The 20,063-nt window shown below is 64.3% G+C and carries 18 protein-coding genes; 8 read left to right on the top strand and 10 right to left on the bottom strand.

Going from position 1 to position 20,063, the window contains the following annotated elements:
• The first annotated feature begins 6 nt into the window (after positions 1 to 6).
• Positions 7 to 1,899, top strand: a complete 1,893-nt coding sequence (locus QRN59_RS03735) for a polysaccharide deacetylase family protein (RefSeq protein ID WP_284981165.1) — start codon at positions 7 to 9, stop codon at positions 1,897 to 1,899.
• A gap of 68 nt (positions 1,900 to 1,967) precedes the next feature.
• Here QRN59_RS03735 and QRN59_RS03730 read toward each other — a convergent pair whose 3' ends face one another.
• The 4 genes from QRN59_RS03730 to QRN59_RS03715 form a co-directional block, all read right to left on the bottom strand.
• Entirely contained in the window at positions 1,968 to 2,210 is a 243-nt protein-coding gene (locus QRN59_RS03730) for an NfeD C-terminal domain-containing protein (RefSeq protein WP_284981164.1), read from the bottom strand.
• Positions 2,211 to 2,218: 8 nt separating this feature from the next.
• On the bottom strand, positions 2,219 to 3,655 hold the full coding sequence (locus QRN59_RS03725; RefSeq protein WP_284981163.1) for a flotillin family protein: 1,437 nt from the start codon (positions 3,653 to 3,655) through the stop codon (positions 2,219 to 2,221).
• Positions 3,656 to 3,764: 109 nt separating this feature from the next.
• Positions 3,765 to 5,030 (bottom strand): FAD-dependent oxidoreductase, encoded by a 1,266-nt coding sequence (locus QRN59_RS03720; RefSeq protein ID WP_284981162.1) that lies wholly within the window; start codon positions 5,028 to 5,030, stop codon positions 3,765 to 3,767.
• Positions 5,023 to 6,330, bottom strand: coding sequence for an MFS transporter (locus tag QRN59_RS03715; protein ID WP_284981161.1), 1,308 nt, complete (start codon positions 6,328 to 6,330; stop codon positions 5,023 to 5,025). Before QRN59_RS03715 ends, QRN59_RS03720 begins: the two co-directional genes overlap by 8 nt.
• 47 nt (positions 6,331 to 6,377) lie before the next feature.
• On the opposite strand from QRN59_RS03715, the gene QRN59_RS03710 reads away from it, so the two are divergent.
• From QRN59_RS03710 to QRN59_RS03695, 4 genes are all read left to right on the top strand, one after another.
• The gene (locus tag QRN59_RS03710; protein ID WP_284981160.1) at positions 6,378 to 7,178 is read left to right on the top strand and encodes an IclR family transcriptional regulator; all 801 of its coding nucleotides are present in this window, start codon (positions 6,378 to 6,380) and stop codon (positions 7,176 to 7,178) included.
• Positions 7,179 to 7,350: 172 nt separating this feature from the next.
• Positions 7,351 to 8,499 carry a cupin domain-containing protein gene (locus tag QRN59_RS03705; protein ID WP_284981159.1) on the top strand — a complete coding sequence of 383 codons (1,149 nt, stop codon included), beginning with the start codon at positions 7,351 to 7,353 and terminating at the stop codon, positions 8,497 to 8,499.
• Positions 8,496 to 9,323: a fumarylacetoacetate hydrolase family protein gene (locus tag QRN59_RS03700; RefSeq protein WP_284981158.1), complete on the top strand. Its 828-nt coding sequence runs from the start codon at positions 8,496 to 8,498 to the stop codon at positions 9,321 to 9,323. The genes QRN59_RS03705 and QRN59_RS03700 overlap by 4 nt, the downstream gene beginning before the upstream one ends.
• Positions 9,323 to 10,054 (top strand): maleylpyruvate isomerase family mycothiol-dependent enzyme, encoded by a 732-nt coding sequence (locus QRN59_RS03695; protein ID WP_284981157.1) that lies wholly within the window; start codon positions 9,323 to 9,325, stop codon positions 10,052 to 10,054. Before QRN59_RS03700 ends, QRN59_RS03695 begins: the two co-directional genes overlap by 1 nt.
• 156 nt (positions 10,055 to 10,210) lie before the next feature.
• Here QRN59_RS03695 and QRN59_RS03690 read toward each other — a convergent pair whose 3' ends face one another.
• Positions 10,211 to 10,675: a DUF4383 domain-containing protein gene (locus tag QRN59_RS03690; protein WP_284751863.1), complete on the bottom strand. Its 465-nt coding sequence runs from the start codon at positions 10,673 to 10,675 to the stop codon at positions 10,211 to 10,213.
• 332 nt (positions 10,676 to 11,007) lie between these two features.
• On the opposite strand from QRN59_RS03690, the gene QRN59_RS03685 reads away from it, so the two are divergent.
• On the top strand, positions 11,008 to 12,339 hold the full coding sequence (locus QRN59_RS03685; protein ID WP_284981156.1) for a cell division protein PerM: 1,332 nt from the start codon (positions 11,008 to 11,010) through the stop codon (positions 12,337 to 12,339).
• Between the two features lie 30 nt (positions 12,340 to 12,369).
• On the opposite strand, the gene QRN59_RS03680 is transcribed toward QRN59_RS03685, so the two are convergent.
• Positions 12,370 to 12,792: a hypothetical protein gene (locus QRN59_RS03680; protein WP_284981155.1), complete on the bottom strand. Its 423-nt coding sequence runs from the start codon at positions 12,790 to 12,792 to the stop codon at positions 12,370 to 12,372.
• A 38-nt stretch (positions 12,793 to 12,830) separates the two neighbouring features.
• Here QRN59_RS03680 and purN point away from each other — a divergent pair, with 38 nt between their 5' ends.
• Positions 12,831 to 13,403: a phosphoribosylglycinamide formyltransferase gene (purN, locus tag QRN59_RS03675; protein WP_284981154.1), complete on the top strand. Its 573-nt coding sequence runs from the start codon at positions 12,831 to 12,833 to the stop codon at positions 13,401 to 13,403.
• A 218-nt stretch (positions 13,404 to 13,621) separates the two neighbouring features.
• On the opposite strand, the gene QRN59_RS03670 is transcribed toward purN, so the two are convergent.
• Genes QRN59_RS03670 through QRN59_RS03660 form a run of 3 tightly spaced genes read right to left on the bottom strand, consistent with a single transcriptional unit; the run spans position 13,622 to position 16,875 of the window.
• A complete protein-coding gene (locus QRN59_RS03670) occupies positions 13,622 to 14,974 on the bottom strand; it encodes an MFS transporter (protein ID WP_284981153.1) in 1,353 nt (450 codons plus the stop codon).
• A 19-nt stretch (positions 14,975 to 14,993) separates the two neighbouring features.
• Positions 14,994 to 15,968, bottom strand: coding sequence for an N-acetylmuramic acid 6-phosphate etherase (gene murQ, locus QRN59_RS03665; RefSeq protein WP_284981152.1), 975 nt, complete (start codon positions 15,966 to 15,968; stop codon positions 14,994 to 14,996).
• The gene (locus tag QRN59_RS03660) at positions 15,952 to 16,875 is read right to left on the bottom strand and encodes an N-acetylglucosamine kinase (protein WP_284981151.1); all 924 of its coding nucleotides are present in this window, start codon (positions 16,873 to 16,875) and stop codon (positions 15,952 to 15,954) included. The genes murQ and QRN59_RS03660 overlap by 17 nt, the downstream gene beginning before the upstream one ends.
• A gap of 120 nt (positions 16,876 to 16,995) precedes the next feature.
• Here QRN59_RS03660 and purH point away from each other — a divergent pair, with 120 nt between their 5' ends.
• Entirely contained in the window at positions 16,996 to 18,681 is a 1,686-nt protein-coding gene (gene purH / locus QRN59_RS03655) for a bifunctional phosphoribosylaminoimidazolecarboxamide formyltransferase/IMP cyclohydrolase (protein WP_284981150.1), read from the top strand.
• Between the two features lie 182 nt (positions 18,682 to 18,863).
• On the opposite strand, the gene QRN59_RS03650 is transcribed toward purH, so the two are convergent.
• A complete protein-coding gene (locus QRN59_RS03650; RefSeq protein WP_284981149.1) occupies positions 18,864 to 19,895 on the bottom strand; it encodes a trypsin-like serine peptidase in 1,032 nt (343 codons plus the stop codon).
• Positions 19,896 to 20,063: the final 168 nt, after the last annotated feature.

The raw sequence follows: 20,063 nt of genomic DNA, 5'->3' as shown, positions 1-20,063 counted from the left end.
GACCCTATGAATCTCATCAACCGTACTGACCAGGTTGACCGGCACCGGACGTTCAAAGGGACGATCCCCGGTAAATGGTTTACGTGGTTCTCCACCGTTGTGGTGGTATTTGCTTTCACCGGTGTCACGGCCGGCATCACCGCACCTGCGGCCCAAGCTGCCAATCCCACCGTCGTGACCCTGACTTTTGACGACGCAAATGCCGACCAACTCAATGCCGCGCAGACCATGCAGAGCCTGGGCCTCGTGGGTACTTTCTTCACGCCGTCCGGATTCATTAACAATCCGAATTACATGACGACAAGCGACATGCAGGGCCTTGTGGCGAACGGCAATGAGATTGCCGGCCACACCGTTACCCACCCGGATCTGACCACCGTGACGGCGGATGAGGCAACTCGCCAGATTTGCAACGACAGGGTGAACCTGAGCAACCTTGGATTCACGATCACCGACTTCGCGTATCCATTCGCTGCCGAGAACGCATCCCTCGAAACCATAGTCAAGAACTGCGGGTTCAACAGTGCCCGCAATCTTGGTGACATCAAGACGCGCTTCAGCTGCGCGGGCTGCCCGCTCGCGGAGACCATCCCTCCTGCCAACCCGTACAACACAGCTGCGCCGGACGAAGTGGACAAGACCTGGACCCTGGCAGACCTGCAAAAGTCTGTCACCCAGGCGGAGCCCGCGGGTGGGTGGGTCCAACTCACCTTCCACCACATTTCAGCCACCAGCACGGATCCGCTGAACATTACCCCGACCCTTTTCAACCAGTTCGCCACGTGGCTCAAGTCCCGGCCCGCAACCACCACGGTTAAGACAGTGGCCCAAGTGATCGGCGGAACCGTCAAGCCGCTTGTCTCGGGACCGCCGGCGCCACCGGAGGGTACCGGCAACCTGGTCAAGAACCCAAGCCTTGAAACCTTGGTCAACGGGGCTCCGCAGTGCTGGGCCGCAGCAGGCTATGGCACCAACACGGCAGCCTTCTCCACCGTCAAACCGGGACACACAGGAAAAGTCGCTGAACAGCTCGTGGTCACCAACTATGTCGACGGCGACGCGAAGTTACTGCCCACCCTTGACCTAGGCGGGTGCTCGCCCACTGCCACACCCGGGAACTCCTATTCAATAGGTGCCTGGTATAAATCGACCACAAGCACCCAGTTCGAGCTCTACTACCGGATCGGTGTGGGCTCCTGGAAGTACTGGACATCAAGCCCTTGGTTCTCACCGGCCACGACCTTTCAAAAGGCCACGTGGACAACGCCGCCACTGCCTACAGGCGCGAGCGGCATCAGCTTCGGGTTGAACCTGTTCAGTAACGGCACGCTGACCACGGATGACTACGAGATGTTCGACGTCGGCACGCCGCCACCGCCTCCGCCGCCACCACCAGCCGGCGGCAACCTGGTACAAAACCCCGGCCTTGAAACGGCCGGTACGGGTGCGTTCCCGCAGTGCTGGCAGGCCGGTGGATACGGCACCAACACCGCCACGTTCAGCACGGTTGCTACCGCACACACTGGTACCAAAGCGGAGAAACTCACCATCACGGGATACTCCAGCGGTGACGCGAAACTGCTTCCCACAATGGACACCAGTACCTGCCCACCTGCGGGCGTGGCAGGACACACCTACTCGGTGCGTGTTTGGTACACCTCCACAGCCGTCACACAGTTTGCCTTGTACTACCGTGACGCCTCAAACAACTGGGTGTATTGGACCTCCGGACCGTGGCTGAGTACGGCCAGCACCTATACCCAGGCAAGCTTCACGACGCCGGCACTTCCCGCCGGGGCCACTGCCATCAGTTTCGGGTTGAGCTTGTTCAGCAACGGATCTGTCACCACGGACGACTACGCCATGTACGACAGTGTGGGAGCCCCGCCGCTGGGCTGAGCAATCCATCAGTGACTACCGGGCTGAGGGCGGCTAACCGGCCGTCCTCAGCTTTTTGTCGGGCCGCTCTACTTGGCAGCCTTCAGAACGTCCGGCAGCTCGTCAACGAATACCGTCCCAGGCGGCTCGTAATAGATGACCAGCACTTCGTCACCCACGTTGAAAACACTGCTCTTATCGAATGGATGCGCGTGGAAGGCGCTTGTGCCGCCGTGGAACGGCAGCATCACTTCCCCCACAGTGCCCGGCCCGATGCGACCCGTAACCCTGCCGATTTTGCCCGTCAGGCTCTTATCAACCTCTTTGTGCATCGGTTTCCCTATGCGTCAGGGGCTTTGGTGGGCCGCTTGGCCGGTTCCTTGCCGTTCTTGAGCGCAGCTGTAATCGATGGCAGGTAGTTGCCCACCTGGGACAAGATCCCACCCACCATGCTGTTGAGGCCCTCGCCACCGTTGAGGACCGTCAGTTGCCCCACGTGGGCAAAGGGTTCAGCCGCGGCTGCCACGATAGCAGGCATGTTCTCGGCAAGCTGCTGGGAGATAACGGCCTCTTGGTTGGTTCCGAGCGCCTCGGCGCGGGCTTTGATGCCGTCCGCCTCCGCCAAGGACTTGGCCTTGATGGCGGAGGCCGCAGCGTCGCCGCGGGCCCTGGTGGCTGCCGCTTCGGCTTCACCGGTGATCTTCGTAGCTCCCGCAATGGCGGCCGCCGCCGTGGCGTTGGCCTGCGCTTCGACCTCCACCTTGCGGGCGTTCGCCTGGGCCTCGAGTTCCGTTCGCCGCGCCCGCGCCTCGGACGCGCTGATGTCGGCAGCTTTTTGGGCTTCCGCCTCGGTCCGCTGGGCGTACGCCTTTGCGTCGGCAGGCTTTCGGATGGACGTCTGGAGCTTCTGCTCCTCGCGGTCCGCCTCCAGCTTGGCCACCTCGGTTTCCTGGACCACCACTTGCTGGCGTGCCGTGGCGTCGGCCAACGGACCTGCCTGTGCGGCGTTGGCCCTTGCGGTCTCGGCATTGGCTTGGGCCGCTGATTGCTTGATCGCCGAAAGGCTCTGGGCGTCCGCGATCTGGGCGGCTGCCTCGGCTTCCTTCTCCGCGGCCTCGCGGTTTCTGGTGGCCTCGGCGATGCGGGCCTCCATTTTGACCTGCGCAATGTGCGGTTTGGCCAGGTTTTGGATGTAGCCCGTGGGGTCCTGGAGGTCCTTGATTTGGAGGGAATCAACCACCAGGCCAAGCTTTTCCATTTCTATGCCGCTCGCGCTGCGGACCAGGGAAGCGAGTTTGTCCCGCTCGCGGATGATCTCTTCCATGGTCATGCTGCCAATGATCGAGCGCAAATGCCCTTCAAAAACGTTGTAGACCTGGCTTTCCATTTTGGGCTGCTGGCCGAGAAACCTCCTCGCGGCGTTCGCGATGAAAGGCGCGGCGTCACCGATTTTGTAAATAACCACGCCCTCCACAATCACCTGGATACCTTGCGAGGTCACACAGTTGACCTGAAGCTCTGTTTCATTCAGGGTCAGGGACAAAGTCCTCACGGTTTGGAGCCCGGGGACAACCAAGGCACCCTTGCCGGTGACGATTTTGAAATCCATTCCGTCCCTGGTGTCCACACTTCCGCGGGTCAGGCCGGAAATGATGAGTGCCTCGTTTGGTTCAGCCACCTTCCACATCAATTTGATGAGAAGCCTAATGACAGCAACGGCGACAACTACCCCCAATACGGTGACAAGAATGGGGAGATAAGCAACGAGGTCGAACATGACTGTCCTTTCAACGGCAAGCACCCAAGCGGCTCGTGTAGTCAGTCTGCGGTGGTCTGCTCCAGGAGTCCAGCAATTTGTTTACTTACAATTGACACAACGGATGCTGCTAGGCGTGCGTTCCCGCCAACGATGCACTCCTCGCCGTGCCGTCCGCTGGAACCGCCGGAACGCCGTCGCCCTCTTGGCCGTACAGCCAGTCGTTGTACTGGAAGTCGCCGTCCTTGCGGCTCTTGAACAGCAGGTTCCGCAAGATGCGCCCGACGCCGGACACGTGCCAGGACTCTCCCCAGATGCGCGCGGTGCGCTGGACGCGGGCCGTGCGCGCTGCGCGGGCTGAGTTGAAATCGCTGATGGCGCGGTCCCACGCACCGGCGTCCACGCCGTCGTCGGTGAACACGGAACCGACAGTGGAGTCCTGGAGGACCGCGGCGTCTTCAAGCGCCTGGCAGGCCCCCTGGGCCAAGTACTGGAGCATGGGGTGCGCGGCATCGCCCATCAGAACCAGGCGGCCGTCGATCCAGTTCTCGATGGGATCGCGATCGTACATGGGCCAGCGGATGCCGGTCGCAAGGTTCCGCAACGCGAGCTGGACTGCCGGAATGCAGTCTTTGTAAGCGGCCTCGAGTTCGTCGACGCCACCGTATTGCTCCTCCCCGCGCTCGAAGGAAGGCGACTTGAAAACGGCCACCGTGTTGAGCAGTTCGCCTTTGCGCAGCGGGTATTGCACGAGGTGGCAGTCCGGCCCGAGGTAGACGACGACGTCTTCGAGATCGGCCGCCGGGGTCTCAGCCGTGATGGGCACCGTTCCGCGATAGGCGACGTACGACGACGACACCGGCCCGTCCTGCGCGACGGCGGCGCGGAGCGTGGACTTGAGGCCGTCGGCGCCGATCATGACGTCGGCCTCGTAAACGTCGCCACTCGACGTGTGGGCCATCCCGCGGCCGTTCACGGTCTCCACTTTCTCGACGACGACGTCGTTCACCAGACGGACGCCGGCGTCCTGGCAGGCCTCCAACAGGATCCGGTGCAGGTCGCTGCGGTGGATCACCACGTACGGGGCGCCATAGCGCTCCTCGAACTCGCCTCCGAGGGTCTGACGGGTGAGTTCCTCACCAGTCAGGGCGTCGCGGAACACCAAATGCTTGGGCCGGACGCCGATCTCGAGCGCCTTCTCGAGGAGACCCCAACGCTCCAGGACGCGGGAGGCGTTGGGTGCCATCTGCAGTCCCGCGCCGACCTCGCCGAATTCGGGGGCCCGCTCAACCAACGTCACCTCGGCGCCGTTTGCGCGGAGGGCCAGGGCGCCGGCAAGGCCGGCCATCCCTCCGCCGACGACGAGGACTTCAGTGGACGGTTTGCGGTCAGACATTGCTCGCTCCTAGAGAGGTGGTGCTTTTGGATTGGATTTTCGCGGTTTTGATCTTCGTGCCGATGGCGCCGAGCAGGATGGCCGCGACGGCAGCGGCCCCGGCAAATGCCAGGAAGTTCGAGTTGACGCCCAGCCCGGCTGCGAGGAGCAGCCCGCCTACCTGGGGTGCGGCGACGGCGCCAATACGGCCGACGCCGAGGGCCCAGCCGAGCGCTGTGCCCCGCAAGTGTGCCGGGTAATGGCTGGCAACGGCCGCGATGATGAGGCACTGGGTTCCGTGGGTGCCGACCCCGGCCAGCACCAACATGACGTAGACAAGCCCCACGGGCGGACCCGCCACCAGTACGGCCAGCGCGACGGCGGCGACGGCGGCTGCCGCGATCGCCGTCGGGATGGGACCGAAGCGCGTTCCCGCCCAAGCGGTGGCTACCGAGCCGACGACGGCACCGAGGTTGAGTGCCAGCGCGAACGTCAGGGCTGATCCGAGGTTGTAGCCGGCCAGTTGCATCAGGTTCGGCAGCCACGTGCCCAGGCCGTACCAGGCAAAGAGCGTCACGAGGGTGGAGATCGCGAACAGGAGGCTCATGCCGAGGTACGGAGAACGGAGCAGGGACTTGAAGCCCACTGTTTGTTTCGCTTTTTCTGCAGGCGGCAGCGTCTCCGGGAGGGTCTCCGGGAGGAAGCGCATGCCCAGCGGAACTACCACGAGCAGGGCCACTGCGGCCACCAGGAACATGACCGGCCAGCCGAATACGGGAATCAGCGGAATGCCTGCCAACGCGGCAATCGAGCCGCCGATCGGCACTCCGGACATCATCAGCGTGGCGATGGTGGACCGCCATTTGGCGGGGACCAGTTCCGCGACCAAGGCATTTGCCGAGGGGACAAGCCCGCCCAGGCCGATGCCGGCCAGTAGGCGTAAGCCCCCGAAGACGAAGGCGTTCGGGGAGAACGCGCACAGGATGGTGAAGAGCGAAAACAGCGCGGCGCAGGCGATGATGGTCCGTCGGCGGCCCCAACTGTCCGACATCCTGCCGGCGAAGATGGCTCCGATCATCATGCCCAGGAACGCCATCGAACCGACCGTGCCGGCCGTCGCTTTGGTGAGCCCCCAGCCTGTGTTGGTGATGAGGGACGATTGCACGGTGCCGTAGACGATGAGGTCATAGCCGTCGAAAACCACTAGCAACCAGCAGACCAGCACAGCGGCGGCGGAACGCTTGGAGAACCGGGCGGATGCTTCGGGAGAGTGGTGCCGTTGGGTCCGCTCCGGCGCTGCAGCGGATGGTGTGTGATTCATCCCACCACTGTGTGGCCCACGCTCGCCGGCACCAATAGAATTCTGTCGTGCAGAATCTTCCAGCCCGCAAGAAACCGGCCTACTCCATTGAGGCCGTGGACAACGCCCTGCAACTCCTCCAGCTCTTGCGGGACGGCGGCAGCCTGCGACTCAAGGACGCCGCCGCGGAGTTGGGTGTCGCCCCGTCCACTGCCCACCGGCTGTTGGCCATGCTGGTCTACCGGGGGTTCGCGGTCCAGGACGAGACCCGCCGCTACGTGCCCGGGCCGGCCATGGGGGTCGGACCGGCAGGACTCAGTTGGACCCGTTTGCTGCGCACGGTGGCCCAGCCGCACATGGAACTCCTGAGCGGCCGGATCAACGAGACCGTCAATCTCATGGTGCGTGTGGGTACCAAGGTGAGGTTCCTTGCGACGGTGGAAGGGACCAACGCCCTGCGGGTAGGCGACCGGCAGGGAACCGTACTTCCCGCGAACAAGGCCTCGGGCGGCAAGGCATTGTTGGCCGAGCTGGAGCCCGCCATGATTGAGCAGTTGTTCCGCAGCCACAATGCGGAGATCGGCGGGGACAACATTCCCGACGCCGAATATCCGGCCTTCCTCCGCGAGCTTGAGACTATCCGGAGCAACGGATTCGCCGCGAATTTCGAGGGCACCGAGGAAGGGATCAGCGCTTTAGGGGTGGCCCTCCACAACAGGCAGGGTGTTGCCGTGGGTGCGCTGAGCGTCGCGACTCCCGTGGCAAGGTTCCGCAGGCTCTTCGACAGCGGACTCGTGGGTATCCTGCGGGAAACCCAGCGCCAATTGGAGATTGACATTGCGGCAAATCCGGCCGAACGTGAGTCGTAGCGCACCCAACTGACTCGCAATAGATGTCGTTTTGAGGGCCCATAACGACATCTACTGCCAGTCAGTTGGGCCAGTGGATTCTGGCTGGCAGAATATGCTGGAGATCACTTGAGGGCTTCCCTAGGGTCTGGAGTACGCCAAAACTGTCCCGTACCCCTCGAGGAGGCCCCCTGTGTCCATCAGCGCCGATAGCACAACACATGAATCAGTTGCCGCTGATCATTCCGCTGGCACTGCGCACGCGGTTCCGGAGCCGACGCCGGAGGAAGCCGAGCAGCTTGCACAGTTGTACCGCGACTTCGAATCCGGGAACCTGATCCCGCTGTGGACGGAGATCGCGGACCTGATGCCGATGGTGCCGTCCCCGAAGGCCGTGCCGCACGTGTGGCGCTGGAACGATCTGTACCCGCTGGCTGCCCGTGCCGGGGACCTGGTTCCGGTGGGCCGGGGTGGGGAGCGCCGTGCCATGGCTTTGGCCAACCCGGGCCTGGCCGGCACGCCGTATGCAACGCCGACCTTGTGGGCCGCGATCCAGTATCTGGGCGCGCACGAAACAGCCCCGGAACACCGTCACTCGCAGAACGCGTTCCGCTTCGTCGTCGAGGGTGAAGGGGTGTGGACCGTGGTGAACGGGGATCCGGTGGCGATGCGCCGCGGGGACTTCCTGCTGACGCCGGGCTGGAACTTCCACGGCCACCACAACGACACCGACCAGCCGATGGCGTGGATCGACGGACTGGACATCCCGTTCGTGCACTACGCGGACGCGGGATTCTTCGAATTCGGGACCGAACGGGTCACGGATGAGGCCACCCCGGACGTCTCACGCTCCGAGCGGCTCTGGGCGCACCCGGGCCTCCGTCCGCTGTCCGGACTGGATGACACCACCAACTCGCCCATCGCGGCTTACCGCTGGGAGCACACGGACGCCGCCCTGCGCGAGCAGCTGCTCCTCGAAGACGAAGGACACCCCGCCACGGTGTCCCAGGGACACGCCGCCGTGCGCTACACCAACCCGACCACCGGCGGGGACGTCATGCCCACCATCCGTGCCGAGTTCCACCGGCTGCGGGCCGGGGCTTCCACCGAGGCCGTGCGCGAAGTCGGCTCCAGCGTGTGGCAGGTCTTCGAAGGCACCGGCACCGTGGTCCTCAACGGGGAGTCCACGGTCCTGGCGAAGGGCGACCTGTTCGTGGTTCCGTCCTGGGCTTTGTGGTCGCTTCAGGCCGAGAGCGAGTTCGATCTCTTCCGCTTCAGCGACGCCCCCATTTTCGAACGACTGAATTTCAACCGCACGTACATCGAAGGACGCAACAAATGAGACTCCTCACCCTCCGCACTTCCGCCGGCACGACGACGGCCGTCCGCCAGGACGGCAACACCCTGACCGAGATCGACGGGTTCTCCGACGTGGGCGCCCTCCTGCAGGAACCCGCATGGGCGGCCATCGCGGAGGCGGCCCACGGCGCAACGCACGCGTACGACGGCGCCGACCTCGCCGCCGTCGTGCCCTCACCGGGGAAGATCATCTGCGTCGGCCACAACTACCGCAACCACATCAAGGAGATGGGCCGGGACATCCCCGAGTACCCCACCCTGTTCGCGAAGTACCAGGAATCCCTGATCGGCCCCAACGACGACCTCGCGCTGCCGCAGGAATCGGACACCGTTGACTGGGAAGCCGAGCTCGCCGTCGTGATCGGCAAGAAAGGCCGGCGTATCAGCGAAGCCGACGCCAAGGATCACATCGCCGGGTACTCGGTCCTGAACGACATCAGCATGCGCGACTACCAGTTCCGCACCATCCAGTGGCTGCAGGGCAAGACCTGGGAGAAGTCGACGCCATTCGGACCGGCCCTGGTCACCAAAGACGAGTTCACGGCCGGGCCCTTGATGACCTCCGCGGTGGACGGTGAGATCCAGCAGAGCACCCCCACCGGGGACCTCGTGTTCACGCCCGAGTACCTGGTGTCCTACATCTCGACCATCATCACGCTGAACCCGGGCGACGTCATCGCGACCGGTACGCCCGGCGGGGTGGGCCACGCCCAGGACCCCAAGCGGTACCTGCAGGAAGGCCAGTTCCTGGTCACCACCATCGAGGGCCTGGGCCAGCTGAACAACCGCGTGGTCAAGGAAGCCTGATGGTCGCCCGCCACGACCTGACCACCGATCCGGGCCTGCAGGAACAACTGCTGCAGGCCCGGCGGGGGACCGCGTTTTTCGCCCGCAAGCTCAACGAACTCAGCGACGCGGAGCTCGACGGCGGTTCGCTGCTTCCCGGCTGGAGCCGCCGCCACGTTGTAGCACACATCGGCTACAACGCCCGGGCCATCGCCCGGCTGGTTGAATGGGCCTCGACCGGCGTGGAGACTCCGATGTACCCCTCCGTCGCGGTGCGGGATGAGGAAATCAACTTCGGCGCCACCCTGTCTCCCATTGCCTTGCGGAACCTGTTTGACCACTCCGCCGTGCACCTGAGCGTGGAATGGCGCGACCTGCCCGAGGACGCCTGGCACCACACGGTCCGGACCATCCAAGGCAGGGAAGTCCCGGCGTCGGAAACCGTCTGGATGCGCACCCGCGAAGTCTGGGTCCATGCCGTGGACCTCGACAACGGAGCATCATTCGGCGACATCCCGGCGTCGGTACTGGAACGGCTGCTCCGCGACATCACGTCCGCGTGGTCCACCCGCGGCACCGACACCGGGTTGTTGGTCAAAGTCGCCGGCACCGGCCTGGTCTTCGGGGACCCGGACGCCGCCGTCGTGATCACCGGGCCGCTGCCCGGCGTCGTGCAATGGGCCACCGGGCGCGGGACCGACGGGGTGGCTGGGGTTGCTGGGCCGGTGCCGGCGGCACCCAAGTGGATCTGACGGCGTCGGGCACAAAGAAGGTTGGCACAGCCCCCGGCTTCTTCACCGCAGGAACTGCACCAACCGCTTGTATGACTATTCAGATTTGGCTGTAGATCCTACCCATTGGCGGCTCCTGTAATCCCGGGCTAACTCAATCCGGGCTTGTGAACAGGTCTATTTTGCGTCGTCAGCCAGATGTCGTGAAAACATCCAGCCTGCGGCGACCATCAGGATGCCCAACACCATGAACGTCCAGTTGTCGAGCGTGTTCAGCGACAGGAAGTTGGCCGCCGAATCAACCCCGACACTCAGTCCGTACACACTGAGCACGATGTACAAGGCACCGAAGCTCATCAGGATATTGCGTGCGCTATGGCCGCCCGAGCGGGACATCGCCCAGCTCGTTCCGCCGATGAGCAGTTGCACAATGTTGAGCAGCAGCGACACCTGGAACACACCCAGGAGCATTGCGTGCGAATTTGGCCCGAAGAACTGCAATTCCCCGTACCGCATGGTGATGCCCGGAATGAATCCGAGAAGGCCCACCAGCGCCATCAGAATACCTACACCCATGCCGATGTTCTGGATGTCCGTCCGTCCAAAGTGAACACCATGTGCATGTGGGGTTGCGGTAGTCATTTATGCCCTCCATCCACCTATTGCGAACACTCCAATTTTACGTCTGACATATGCAAAAAGCGCTGGGATCGGCGGCGCCCCGACGGTTCGACGCGCCCCGACGGGCCGCGGCGGGCCCCGACGCTCGCTCACATGTGTGGCGTTTTCCCCCGACGCTCGCTCACATAAACGACGGCGGCGCGGCGGTCGTGCAGGAGCGTCTGGCGTGCGCGCCCCATAAGTGAGCGGGCGTTGGCCGGGAGGGGGATATAAGTGAGCGGGCGTTGGTGGATCTGCGGGCTGTGCGGGCGCCTGCCGGGGGAGTGGGGCACGCCGTGGCACGATAGAACACGATGAAACTGCGCGCTGATCAGACCGGTAACCATGGCCTGCCCATGCCTTTGTGGCTGCAGGGTGCCCTTGAGTCGGCCCAGGCCGCTATCATCTCGGCGCTCGTGGTGGTCCTGCCGCTGATCGGCGTCTGGGCAACTGACGGATTCCAGAACCACACCATCGATTTCCTGGCACGTTTGGCTGGCCAAACCTGGCTCCTCGTCCACGGTGTGCCGCTGCAGCTTGCCACCGTCAACATGGGAACCGCAGGCCTACCGGGTTCCGGGATGCTGTCCCTTATCCCGCTCGGACTGACGTTGGTCCCCTTCCTCCTGGCGTGGCGCGCTGGCCGCCGACTGGCCAGGGCTTCCTACACGGACCAGCTGTGGCAGGCCTTCTTCGGAGCGTTGCTTGTCTACGGGGCGTTCGGCGCGGCCACCGGATTCGTGTGCCGCACGCAGGATGTCGTCATCAACATCTGGTTCGCTGCGTTACTGCCGCTTATCCCGTTCGGCCTCGGCATGGTGGTGGGGGCCCGGCGTGAGTCCGGCTCCTGGAGCAGGCTCATTGGCGTCGACGCCGTCGATTGGCTCGCACGCACAAGCCAACATTCCCGTTGGGCCGGTTCCTACTTTGGGTCCGCTATCAAGGCCGGATTCGTGGCGATCATGGCAGCCATGACACTCTCAGCGACGCTGCTCGCCGTCGACCTTGTCATGCACTGGACGGACATCATCGCCGTCTACGAAGGCCTGAAAGCCGGGGCCCTCGGCGGCGGCGTCCTGACCATCGCCCAGCTCGGCTACCTGCCTAATCTGGCGGTTTTCACTTTGGCTTGGTCCTCCGGCGCCGGGTTCTCCCTCGGTGTCGGCTCACACGTCGGGCCGCTGGGCACCGCCGTGGGGCCCCTGCCTGCCATTCCTGTTTTCGGCGCACTGCCCACCGGGCAGCTCGACTTCGGCGCCGCGGCCCTTGCCCTTCCGGTGATCGCCGGCCTGTTGGCGGGCTGGTGGTTCCTGCGCGCGGGGGAGAACCACTTCGACGAATGGCTCTCCATCAAGATCAAGGCGCGCTGGTTCACCGCCCCTGTTTCCACGTTGATCCTCGGCGCGCTCATCGGGGCTGTGGCCGGGGCTTTGGCCGGAGGCCTTGCCTTGCTGGCGCGCGGTTCCGCCGGAATCGGTCGCCTCACCGAGATCGGCCCGGACCCGCGGTGGACGGCAGTCTGGATCGCCGCGGAGGTGGGGATCGGCGTCGTGATCGGTTACTGGGTGGGGCCCTGGCTCGAAAGGCGGCAGAAGCTCCGCGAAGCGGATCTCGACGATTCGGTGTACGACGGCGACCGCCGCTAAGGTGCCCGCCTCACCTGGCTTGCGCCCCGGTTAGCGCAATCCGGAGGGAATGGAGTTCTGGAAATCCACCTGGCACGAGTTTTGGGCGTGGAGCGTCAAGGCGGCTCGCGCACAGTCCTGCAAGGTGGTGATCTGTCGGAAGAAGACGGCGGCGGTGATCACCAGCAGGCACATGATGGCCGTGACCACGAGGCCGGAAATGGTGCCAAACAGAACGATGCGCGGCTGCTTGAACCGGACGGTCCGCACGAGGACCACCACTCCAAGCACCCCCGCGATGACGGTGAGGATAGCACTGAGCCAGACGTAGCTGATGTTCAGTATGTAGACGAAGATGGCGCCAAGAACAGTCAGCAGGAATGCCCTGAACAGCGTTTGGGTAATGGCAAGCGCTGATTTGGCAGCCTCGCTCTGTGGCTGATGCTGCGGGGTGGGTCCAACGCCGGAATTCATGTTTTCCAGCCTACGCGAGCCAGCCATAAGCTAGTGCAATGCGCATTGTTGTCCTCGTCTCCGGCACCGGTTCCAACCTCCAAGCAGTAATCGACGCCGTGAAGGCGGGAGAGCTGGACGTTGAGATCGCAGCCGTGGGAGCCGACCGGCCGGGTACCTACGGCGTGGAGCGCTCCGCTGAAGCTGGACTGGACACCTTCGTGGTGGACTTCAAAGACTATGCAGACCGGGCCGATTGGAACGCCGCGCTTACCAAAGCCGTTGCCTCGTACGAGCCGGACGTCGTGGTTTCGTCCGGTTTCATGCGGATCGTCAGCCCGGAATTCATCGATGCCTTCGGCGGCAAGTACCTCAACACGCACCCAGCACTGCTGCCCGCTTTCCCGGGAGCCCACGGAGTCCGAGATGCCATGGCTTATGGCGTGAAAGTGACCGGCTGCACTGTCCACTGGGCCGACGCCGGCGTGGACACCGGGCCCATCATCGCCCAGGAAGCCGTTGAGATCGCCCCGGACGACACCGAAGACACCCTGCACGAACGCATCAAGGTGGTCGAGCGCAGGCTCCTGGTCCGGACCCTCGCAGAGCTCGCGGCGGGAAAGCACGCCTGAGTCCTCCTTCCGACCTAACTGACTCGCATTAGGTGTCGTATTGAGGCCTGAAAACGACACCTAATGCGAGCTAGTCGGGCACCCCTGAGGGACATGCCCACCGTTGGCCGCGAAGGATGGACATGTGCAGCCCGCCCCAAGGGACATGCCCACTGTTGCCCGCGAAGAATGGACATATTGCTGTTATGTCCACTCGTAGCCTCGGACAGGGGGCATGCTCAGTCGAGGTCGAGATGCTTGGTCTCAGGGGCAAACAACGCCATCCACAGCACGGACAGCACAATGAGCCCGCCAGCCAAGGCGAAGGACGTTGCCAAGCCAAACTCGGGCCAGAAATACGAGGCGAACACGAGCGGCCCGATCCCGGCTCCAACCCGTGAGAACGTGGACGCCCAGCCGAAGCCGGAACCCCGAAGCTCGGTAGGGTAGAGCTCCGACACGTAGGTATAAAGCACCGGGATGGCCACCTGGACAACGAAGCCGAACGCCAGGAGCCAGAACACCGCCGCGTCAGGAATGTCCACCACCAATGACACAATCACCAGGGTCAACGCGGACAGCGGCCCGGTGATGCCCAGGATCCACTTGCGGCCCACGCGCTCCACCAGCACCGCGGCGACCGCCACGCCCAGGAGCCCGACGCCGGCCATCCCGGCTGTCGTCACGAAGGCCTTGTACTCCTCGAATCCGGCGCCGATCAGAATCCGCGGCATCCACGTCAAGCTCAAGTAGTAGACCAGGAGGATGCTGAAAAACAGGACCCATGCCGCCGTCGTGATCTTCCAGTTGAACTGCCAGACGCGTCGCAGCTGCTGCCACGCGCTGCCGGCGGAGAGGCGCGGCGCGTCTTGCGGTGCGGGAAGACTGTAGGCCCGAGGCCCCGCTCCTGTGGCCAGGACGAGACTGTCGATGACGTCGGCGGCCTCTTGGCGCCGGCCCTTGCGGATGAGGAAGAGCGGGGATTCGGGCACGCTCCGCCTGACCCAGAACACCAGCAGGGCTGGCAACACCATGACGAGCATGGTCAGGCGCCAATCGGCAAAGGCCGCAACAAGTCCGGCCGAAATGAAGCCGCACAGGGCTGCGCCCACGGGCCACCAACCATCCATGGCTGTAAGCACCTTGCCGCGTTGCTTCCGTGGGGTGAATTCACCTACCAAGGCGTAATCCACCGGAATACAGCCGCCCAGGCCGAAGCCGGCCATGAAGCGGAAGATGCAGAACCAGACCAAATCAGGGGAGAAAGCACCCAGCACGGTGAAGAGCGAGAAGATGAGCAGGGTGGCGGTGAATGCCCGCTTCCGGCCGATCGTGTCCGCGATGGTGCCCCAGGCGAAGGCGCCCAAGGCCATGCCGACCAGGTTGGCGGTGCCGATCCATCCGGCGTCGGCGGGCTGGAGGGACCAATGCTTGGAAAGCAGCGGGATGAGGATGCCGTTGAGGGTGACGTCCCAGGCATCGAACATGAAGCCGAGGCCACCGATCAGGAAGATCCGGCCCTGGACCTTCCACCGCCACGGCAGCTCCTGGACAACCTGCTCGCCGCTCGGGACGGTTGTGTAAGTATTCATTTCCCCTCCTGGGGAAACTCTATCCGTGGTTCTGAACCGCCTTTCGCAAGAAACCCCCGGCCTCATCCAAAGCGTTCTTCGCCTGCGCGGGATCGATGCCCGTCAGTACCACCAGGATGGCCGCCTTGACCGATCCACCGACGGAATCGAGCGCGCGAATCGCCGTCTCCGCGTCCACGCCGGTGGCATGTTGGATGGTCCGTTGGGACCTCGCAAGGAGTTTGTTGTTGGTGGCGCGCAGATCGACCATCAGGTTCCCGTAGGTCTTCCCGAGCTTGACCATGGCGAGCGTGCTGATCATGTTGAGGACGAGTTTCTGCGCGGTCCCCGCCTTCAGCCGCGTTGAACCTGCAACGAATTCCGGCCCGACTACGACGTCGATCGCCACGTCCGCCAATTTGCTGATGGGTGAGTCGTGGTTGCAGGCGAGCGACGCGGTGAAAGCCCCTCGGCTGCGGGCCTCCTCAAGGGCGCCGATCACGTATGGCGTACGTCCCGAAGCCGAAATTCCGACGACGGCGTCCGCCTCGGTCACGCTGATGTCGTGCAGGTCCCGGGCTCCGGCCGTGGCGTTGTCCTCGGCGTATTCCACCGGTTTCTGGATGGCCTGGGTGCCGCCCGCGATGATCCCGACGACGAGACCCGGGGGAGTGCCGAACGTGGGCGGGCATTCGCTCGCGTCCAATACTCCGAGCCGTCCGGCAGTTCCGGCGCCGACGTAGAGCAGCCGGCCGCCGCGGGAGAGGCGTTCCGCAACGGCGTCGACCACTGCGGCGATCTGCTCGCTGGCTTGTTCGACGGCGGCGGGGACGCCCCGGTTCTGCTCGTTCATGGCGGCGACGAGCTCGGACGTGCCCATGGTGTCCAAGTCACTGAGCGCGGGCGATGCCGCTTCTGTTTGCAGGCCCGCGAGCTCGGAGCGGAGTTCCTTGAGCCTGTCGCCATTGATGGAACCGGGAGAGTCGGGGGAAGTTGCGTCAGGCTGTTCCGTCACGGTGAATGTACCTTTCCTGGAGGAGCCCGCGGCGGTTCGCTGCGAGGGCGGCCCCGTCCATGCCATCGCCGAGTGCCGCAACCACCTCAATCCCAGCCGAAGCGAGGGCGTTGTGCAAGAGCCCGCCGAAGAACTCCGATTTCACGACGCCGCCAAGGAGCGCCACTTTCTTCGTGTCGCCGGAGGCGAGCGACACGGTGTTCACGAGGAGCCTGCACGCTTCGTCCACAATTCCGTGTGCGACGGCGTCTCCCGCCTCCGCCTCTTTCAGCACCGCGGGGGTGAAACGCGCCATCGTCCGGGCCGGGTTGTCGGATTCGGCGAGCCATGCCGGAAGCTGCGCGGGCGAGTCAACGAGTGCGGCAGTCGCGCCGAGCAACGAAGTCGCCGGTCCGCCGTCGTGCGCTTGCAATGCGGCCTGAAGACCCTGCTGGCCGATCCACCGGCCACTTCCGCGATCGCCCAACAGCGGTCCCCAACCGTCGGCACGGTGGAGGGTGCCGGCGGCGTCGAAACGGAAGGCAACGGCCCCCGTGCCCACAATCAGCACTGTTCCGGGCGCACCGTCCAGGGCGCCGAGCTGGGCCGCGGTGGCGTCCGAGAGAACCGCGGCCGGGACCTTGAAACGTTCGGAAAGCAGGACGGCAAGCCCGTGGGAGTTCGCCGCGGAGGCCTCAACCCCGGCCACGGCGGCGCCGATTCCGCGCAACGAGCCAGGAAGCCCTCGCGGCAGCATGGATGCAGTGTCCGCGAGGAGCTCGAAGGCGAGCCGGGCGCCGTTGTCCATGCCCAGGCCGGGGAAGCCCTGCTGGTCCGCCGAGCCCAACACCTCAACGCCCTGCCGGAGTTCTACCCTGCATCGGCTCTTGCCGACGTCGGCTACCAAAATCACATCCGCGGAATCCATGGCCCAACCATATGTTGCGGGCGCCACCACGTCTCGAAAAACGAAGAAGAGCCACAACACGATAAACTCGTCCATATCCCCAGCAACCGCGGAATCCCGCGATATAAGACGGAGACTTTTGTGAGCTTGACGCAGCTTGACCGTGTTCCCATCCGCCGTGCACTGATCTCGGTTTACGACAAGACGGGGCTGGAGGAGCTCGCGAAGGGCCTGCACGCAGCAGGAGTCGCCATCGTCTCCACCGGCTCCACCGCGAAGAGGATTGCCGCAGCCGGTATTCCGGTCAAGGAAGTCGAAGAAGTCACCGGTTCCCCGGAGATGCTCGATGGCCGGGTCAAGACCCTGCACCCGCGCGTGCACGGCGGCATCCTGGCCGACCGCCGCGTTCCTGCCCACATGGAAACGCTGGCCAAGATGGAGATCGAGCCCTTCGACCTCGTGGTGGTCAACCTCTACCCGTTCGTGGAGACCGTCCGCTCCGGCGCTGAGCAGGACGACGTCGTCGAGCAGATCGACATCGGAGGCCCCGCCATGGTGCGTTCGGCCGCCAAGAACCATGCCGCCGTCGCGATCGTTGTTGACCCGAACTTCTACGGCGCCGTGGTGGAAGCCGCCGCTGCGGGTGGCTTCGACCTGAAGACCCGCCGCCGCCTGGCCGCGAAAGCCTTTGCCCACACCGCAGCGTACGACACCGCCGTTGCCACCTGGACCGCCAGCCAGTTCCTCGACGAAGACGGCGACGGCGTCATCGACTGGCCCGCCTACGCCGGTCTCGCCCTGGAGCGCTCCGAGGTCCTACGCTACGGCGAAAACCCGCACCAGCAGGCCGCCCTCTACGTGGACAAGGCTGCGCCCGCCGGCATCGCCCAGGCAGACCAGCTGCACGGCAAGGCCATGAGCTACAACAACTTCGTCGACGCCGACGCCGCCCTCCGCGCCGCATTCGACTTCTCCGAGCCCGCGGTCGCCATCATCAAGCACGCCAACCCCTGCGGCGTGGCCGTCGGTTCCGCCGATGCCGCCGACCCCATCGCCGACGCCCATGCCAAGGCCCACGCTTGCGATCCTGTGTCCGCTTTCGGCGGCGTCATCGCGGCAAACAGCATTGTCACGGCGGGTATGGCGCAGACCGTGGCCGGGATCTTCACCGAGGTCGTCATCGCCCCGGGCTTCGAGCCGGAAGCCGTTGAAATCCTGTCGAAGAAGAAGAACATCCGCCTGCTGGCGCTGCCGGACGGTTATGGCCGCTATCCCACGGAGATCCGCCAGGTCTCGGGCGGCGTCCTCGTCCAGCAAGCCGACAAGGTGGACGCGGACGGCGACAACCCCGCCAACTGGACCCTCGCGGCCGGCGAGGCTGCCGACGACGCCACGCTGGCCGACCTGGCGTTCGCCTGGACCGCTTGCCGCGCCGCCAAGTCCAACGCGATCCTCCTCGCCAACAACGGAGCCGCAGTCGGCATCGGCATGGGCCAGGTCAACCGCCTGGACTCGTGCAAACTGGCCGTTGAGCGCGCCAACACCTTGGGCGTTCAGGTGGAGTCCGACGTCGAAGGTGCCGGCGGTGCGTCAAATGTCGGGACGACAGAATCAGGCGCGACTGGCGCACCCGAGCGCGCCCGCGGTGCCGTGGCCGCTTCCGACGCGTTCTTCCCGTTCGCCGATGGCCTGCAGATCCTGATCGACGCCGGTGTCCGCGCCGTCGTGCAGCCTGGCGGTTCAGTGCGCGACGAGGAAGTCATTGCCGCGGCCAACGCCGCCGGGATCACGATGTACTTCACGGGAGCAAGGCACTTCTTCCACTAAGCTCGGGCTTCCACTAAGCCCAGGCTTCCACGCGCGCCACTAAGCCCACCCGCTCCACCGAAAAATGGACATGTCCTCCCTTCCCGGGAGGACATGTCCATTTTTTGTGCTCAGGACTGGGCATATTCGCGATATGTCCAGTCCTGGGAGCGAACAGGGGGCATGTCCGGGGGAGGGGGAGGCTAAGGGGCCGTGGACGCGGTCTGGTATGTGCTTTGGATGACCGTGCCCCAGTACGGGCCGTACATCTTGGTGGAGTTGCTGCCGTAGCCGTAGCTGTTCACCGAGTTCTGGTACCCGCTGGAGCTGGTTCCAATGAACCACGGGCCACCGGAGGAGCCACCCGTCATGTTGCAAGGGATCCCCTGGGTGTTGTACTGGGGGTTGTAGGGATCGTTGGCGGCCGTGCCGGAGCAACTCTTGGGTGATTCTCCGGTGAAGGGAGATGCTGCAGGGTATCCGAACGATTTGTATGCCAGTCCTCGGGCGGCATTGAACTGAACGCCGGACGCACCAACCACGTCTGAGAGCTTTTGACCATCGAGGGTGTTCATGACGGCGAAACCGGTGTCGTACTGCATGTTTCCACTCGAGGACCACTGGCTGGTGGTGTACAGCGCCTTGGCTGTCCACTTGCCGTAGGGCGCGGCGCCATTGAGGTATGCAGGAACAAACGTGAAGTTGCTTGCGAACGCTCCGGGGCCCTCGTTCAGGCAGTGGCCCGCAGTTGAGACGGTGCTTTGATTGGCCGAGGCAACGGAGTTGCCCGAGCAGACATAGTTCACCCCGCCCAGGGTGAAGAACAACTTCCCGATGTGCGCAACAGGAGACTCACCTGCGTTGGCTTTGCGATCCACGGCGGGAGACGGCGCTGTGGAGCTGGTGGCTTTCTGGCCTTCGATAGTCACCGCGTGGCCAAGCTCGGGGAAAACCTGCTCGGGAGAAACCGGGAGATCGGCAAGGCCCACTGCGGCCTGTGCCCGCGTGAGCGCCTTGGTCGCCAGAACGTCGCCGGAGACGGCGTTCTTCATCCGTTCAGGAGTCCAATAGTCAGCGGTTCTGCCATCCGACGCCGAATCGCTGCTGAGGGTCGACGCATCGGTGCCATGGCTTATGGACGGAGCCGCGGTGGCCCCGCTGCCGGCGCCCAGTGCGAGTAAGGCGGCGGCAGTGAGGCTGAGCAGGCTTGTGGCCAGGGTCTTGGTTCTCGTCACAGTTGTCCTAGATATCGAGGGGGAAGGCGGCCGGTTGGTGGTGGCCGCCGACTGACGGAACCGAAACTACCCAAGCCGTGACAAGTATGTAAAGAAATTATTCAAATTTTGTGAGATTTGACTTCCGTTTTGACAAGATGCGAATTCTGCCATATTTCCGAGTGGACG

This window comes from Arthrobacter sp. efr-133-TYG-118 (assembly GCF_030209755.1).
Classification (GTDB): domain Bacteria; phylum Actinomycetota; class Actinomycetes; order Actinomycetales; family Micrococcaceae; genus Arthrobacter.
The sequence above is the reverse complement of the archived record's forward strand: the minus strand, read 5'-3'. Positions and strand labels throughout refer to the sequence as shown.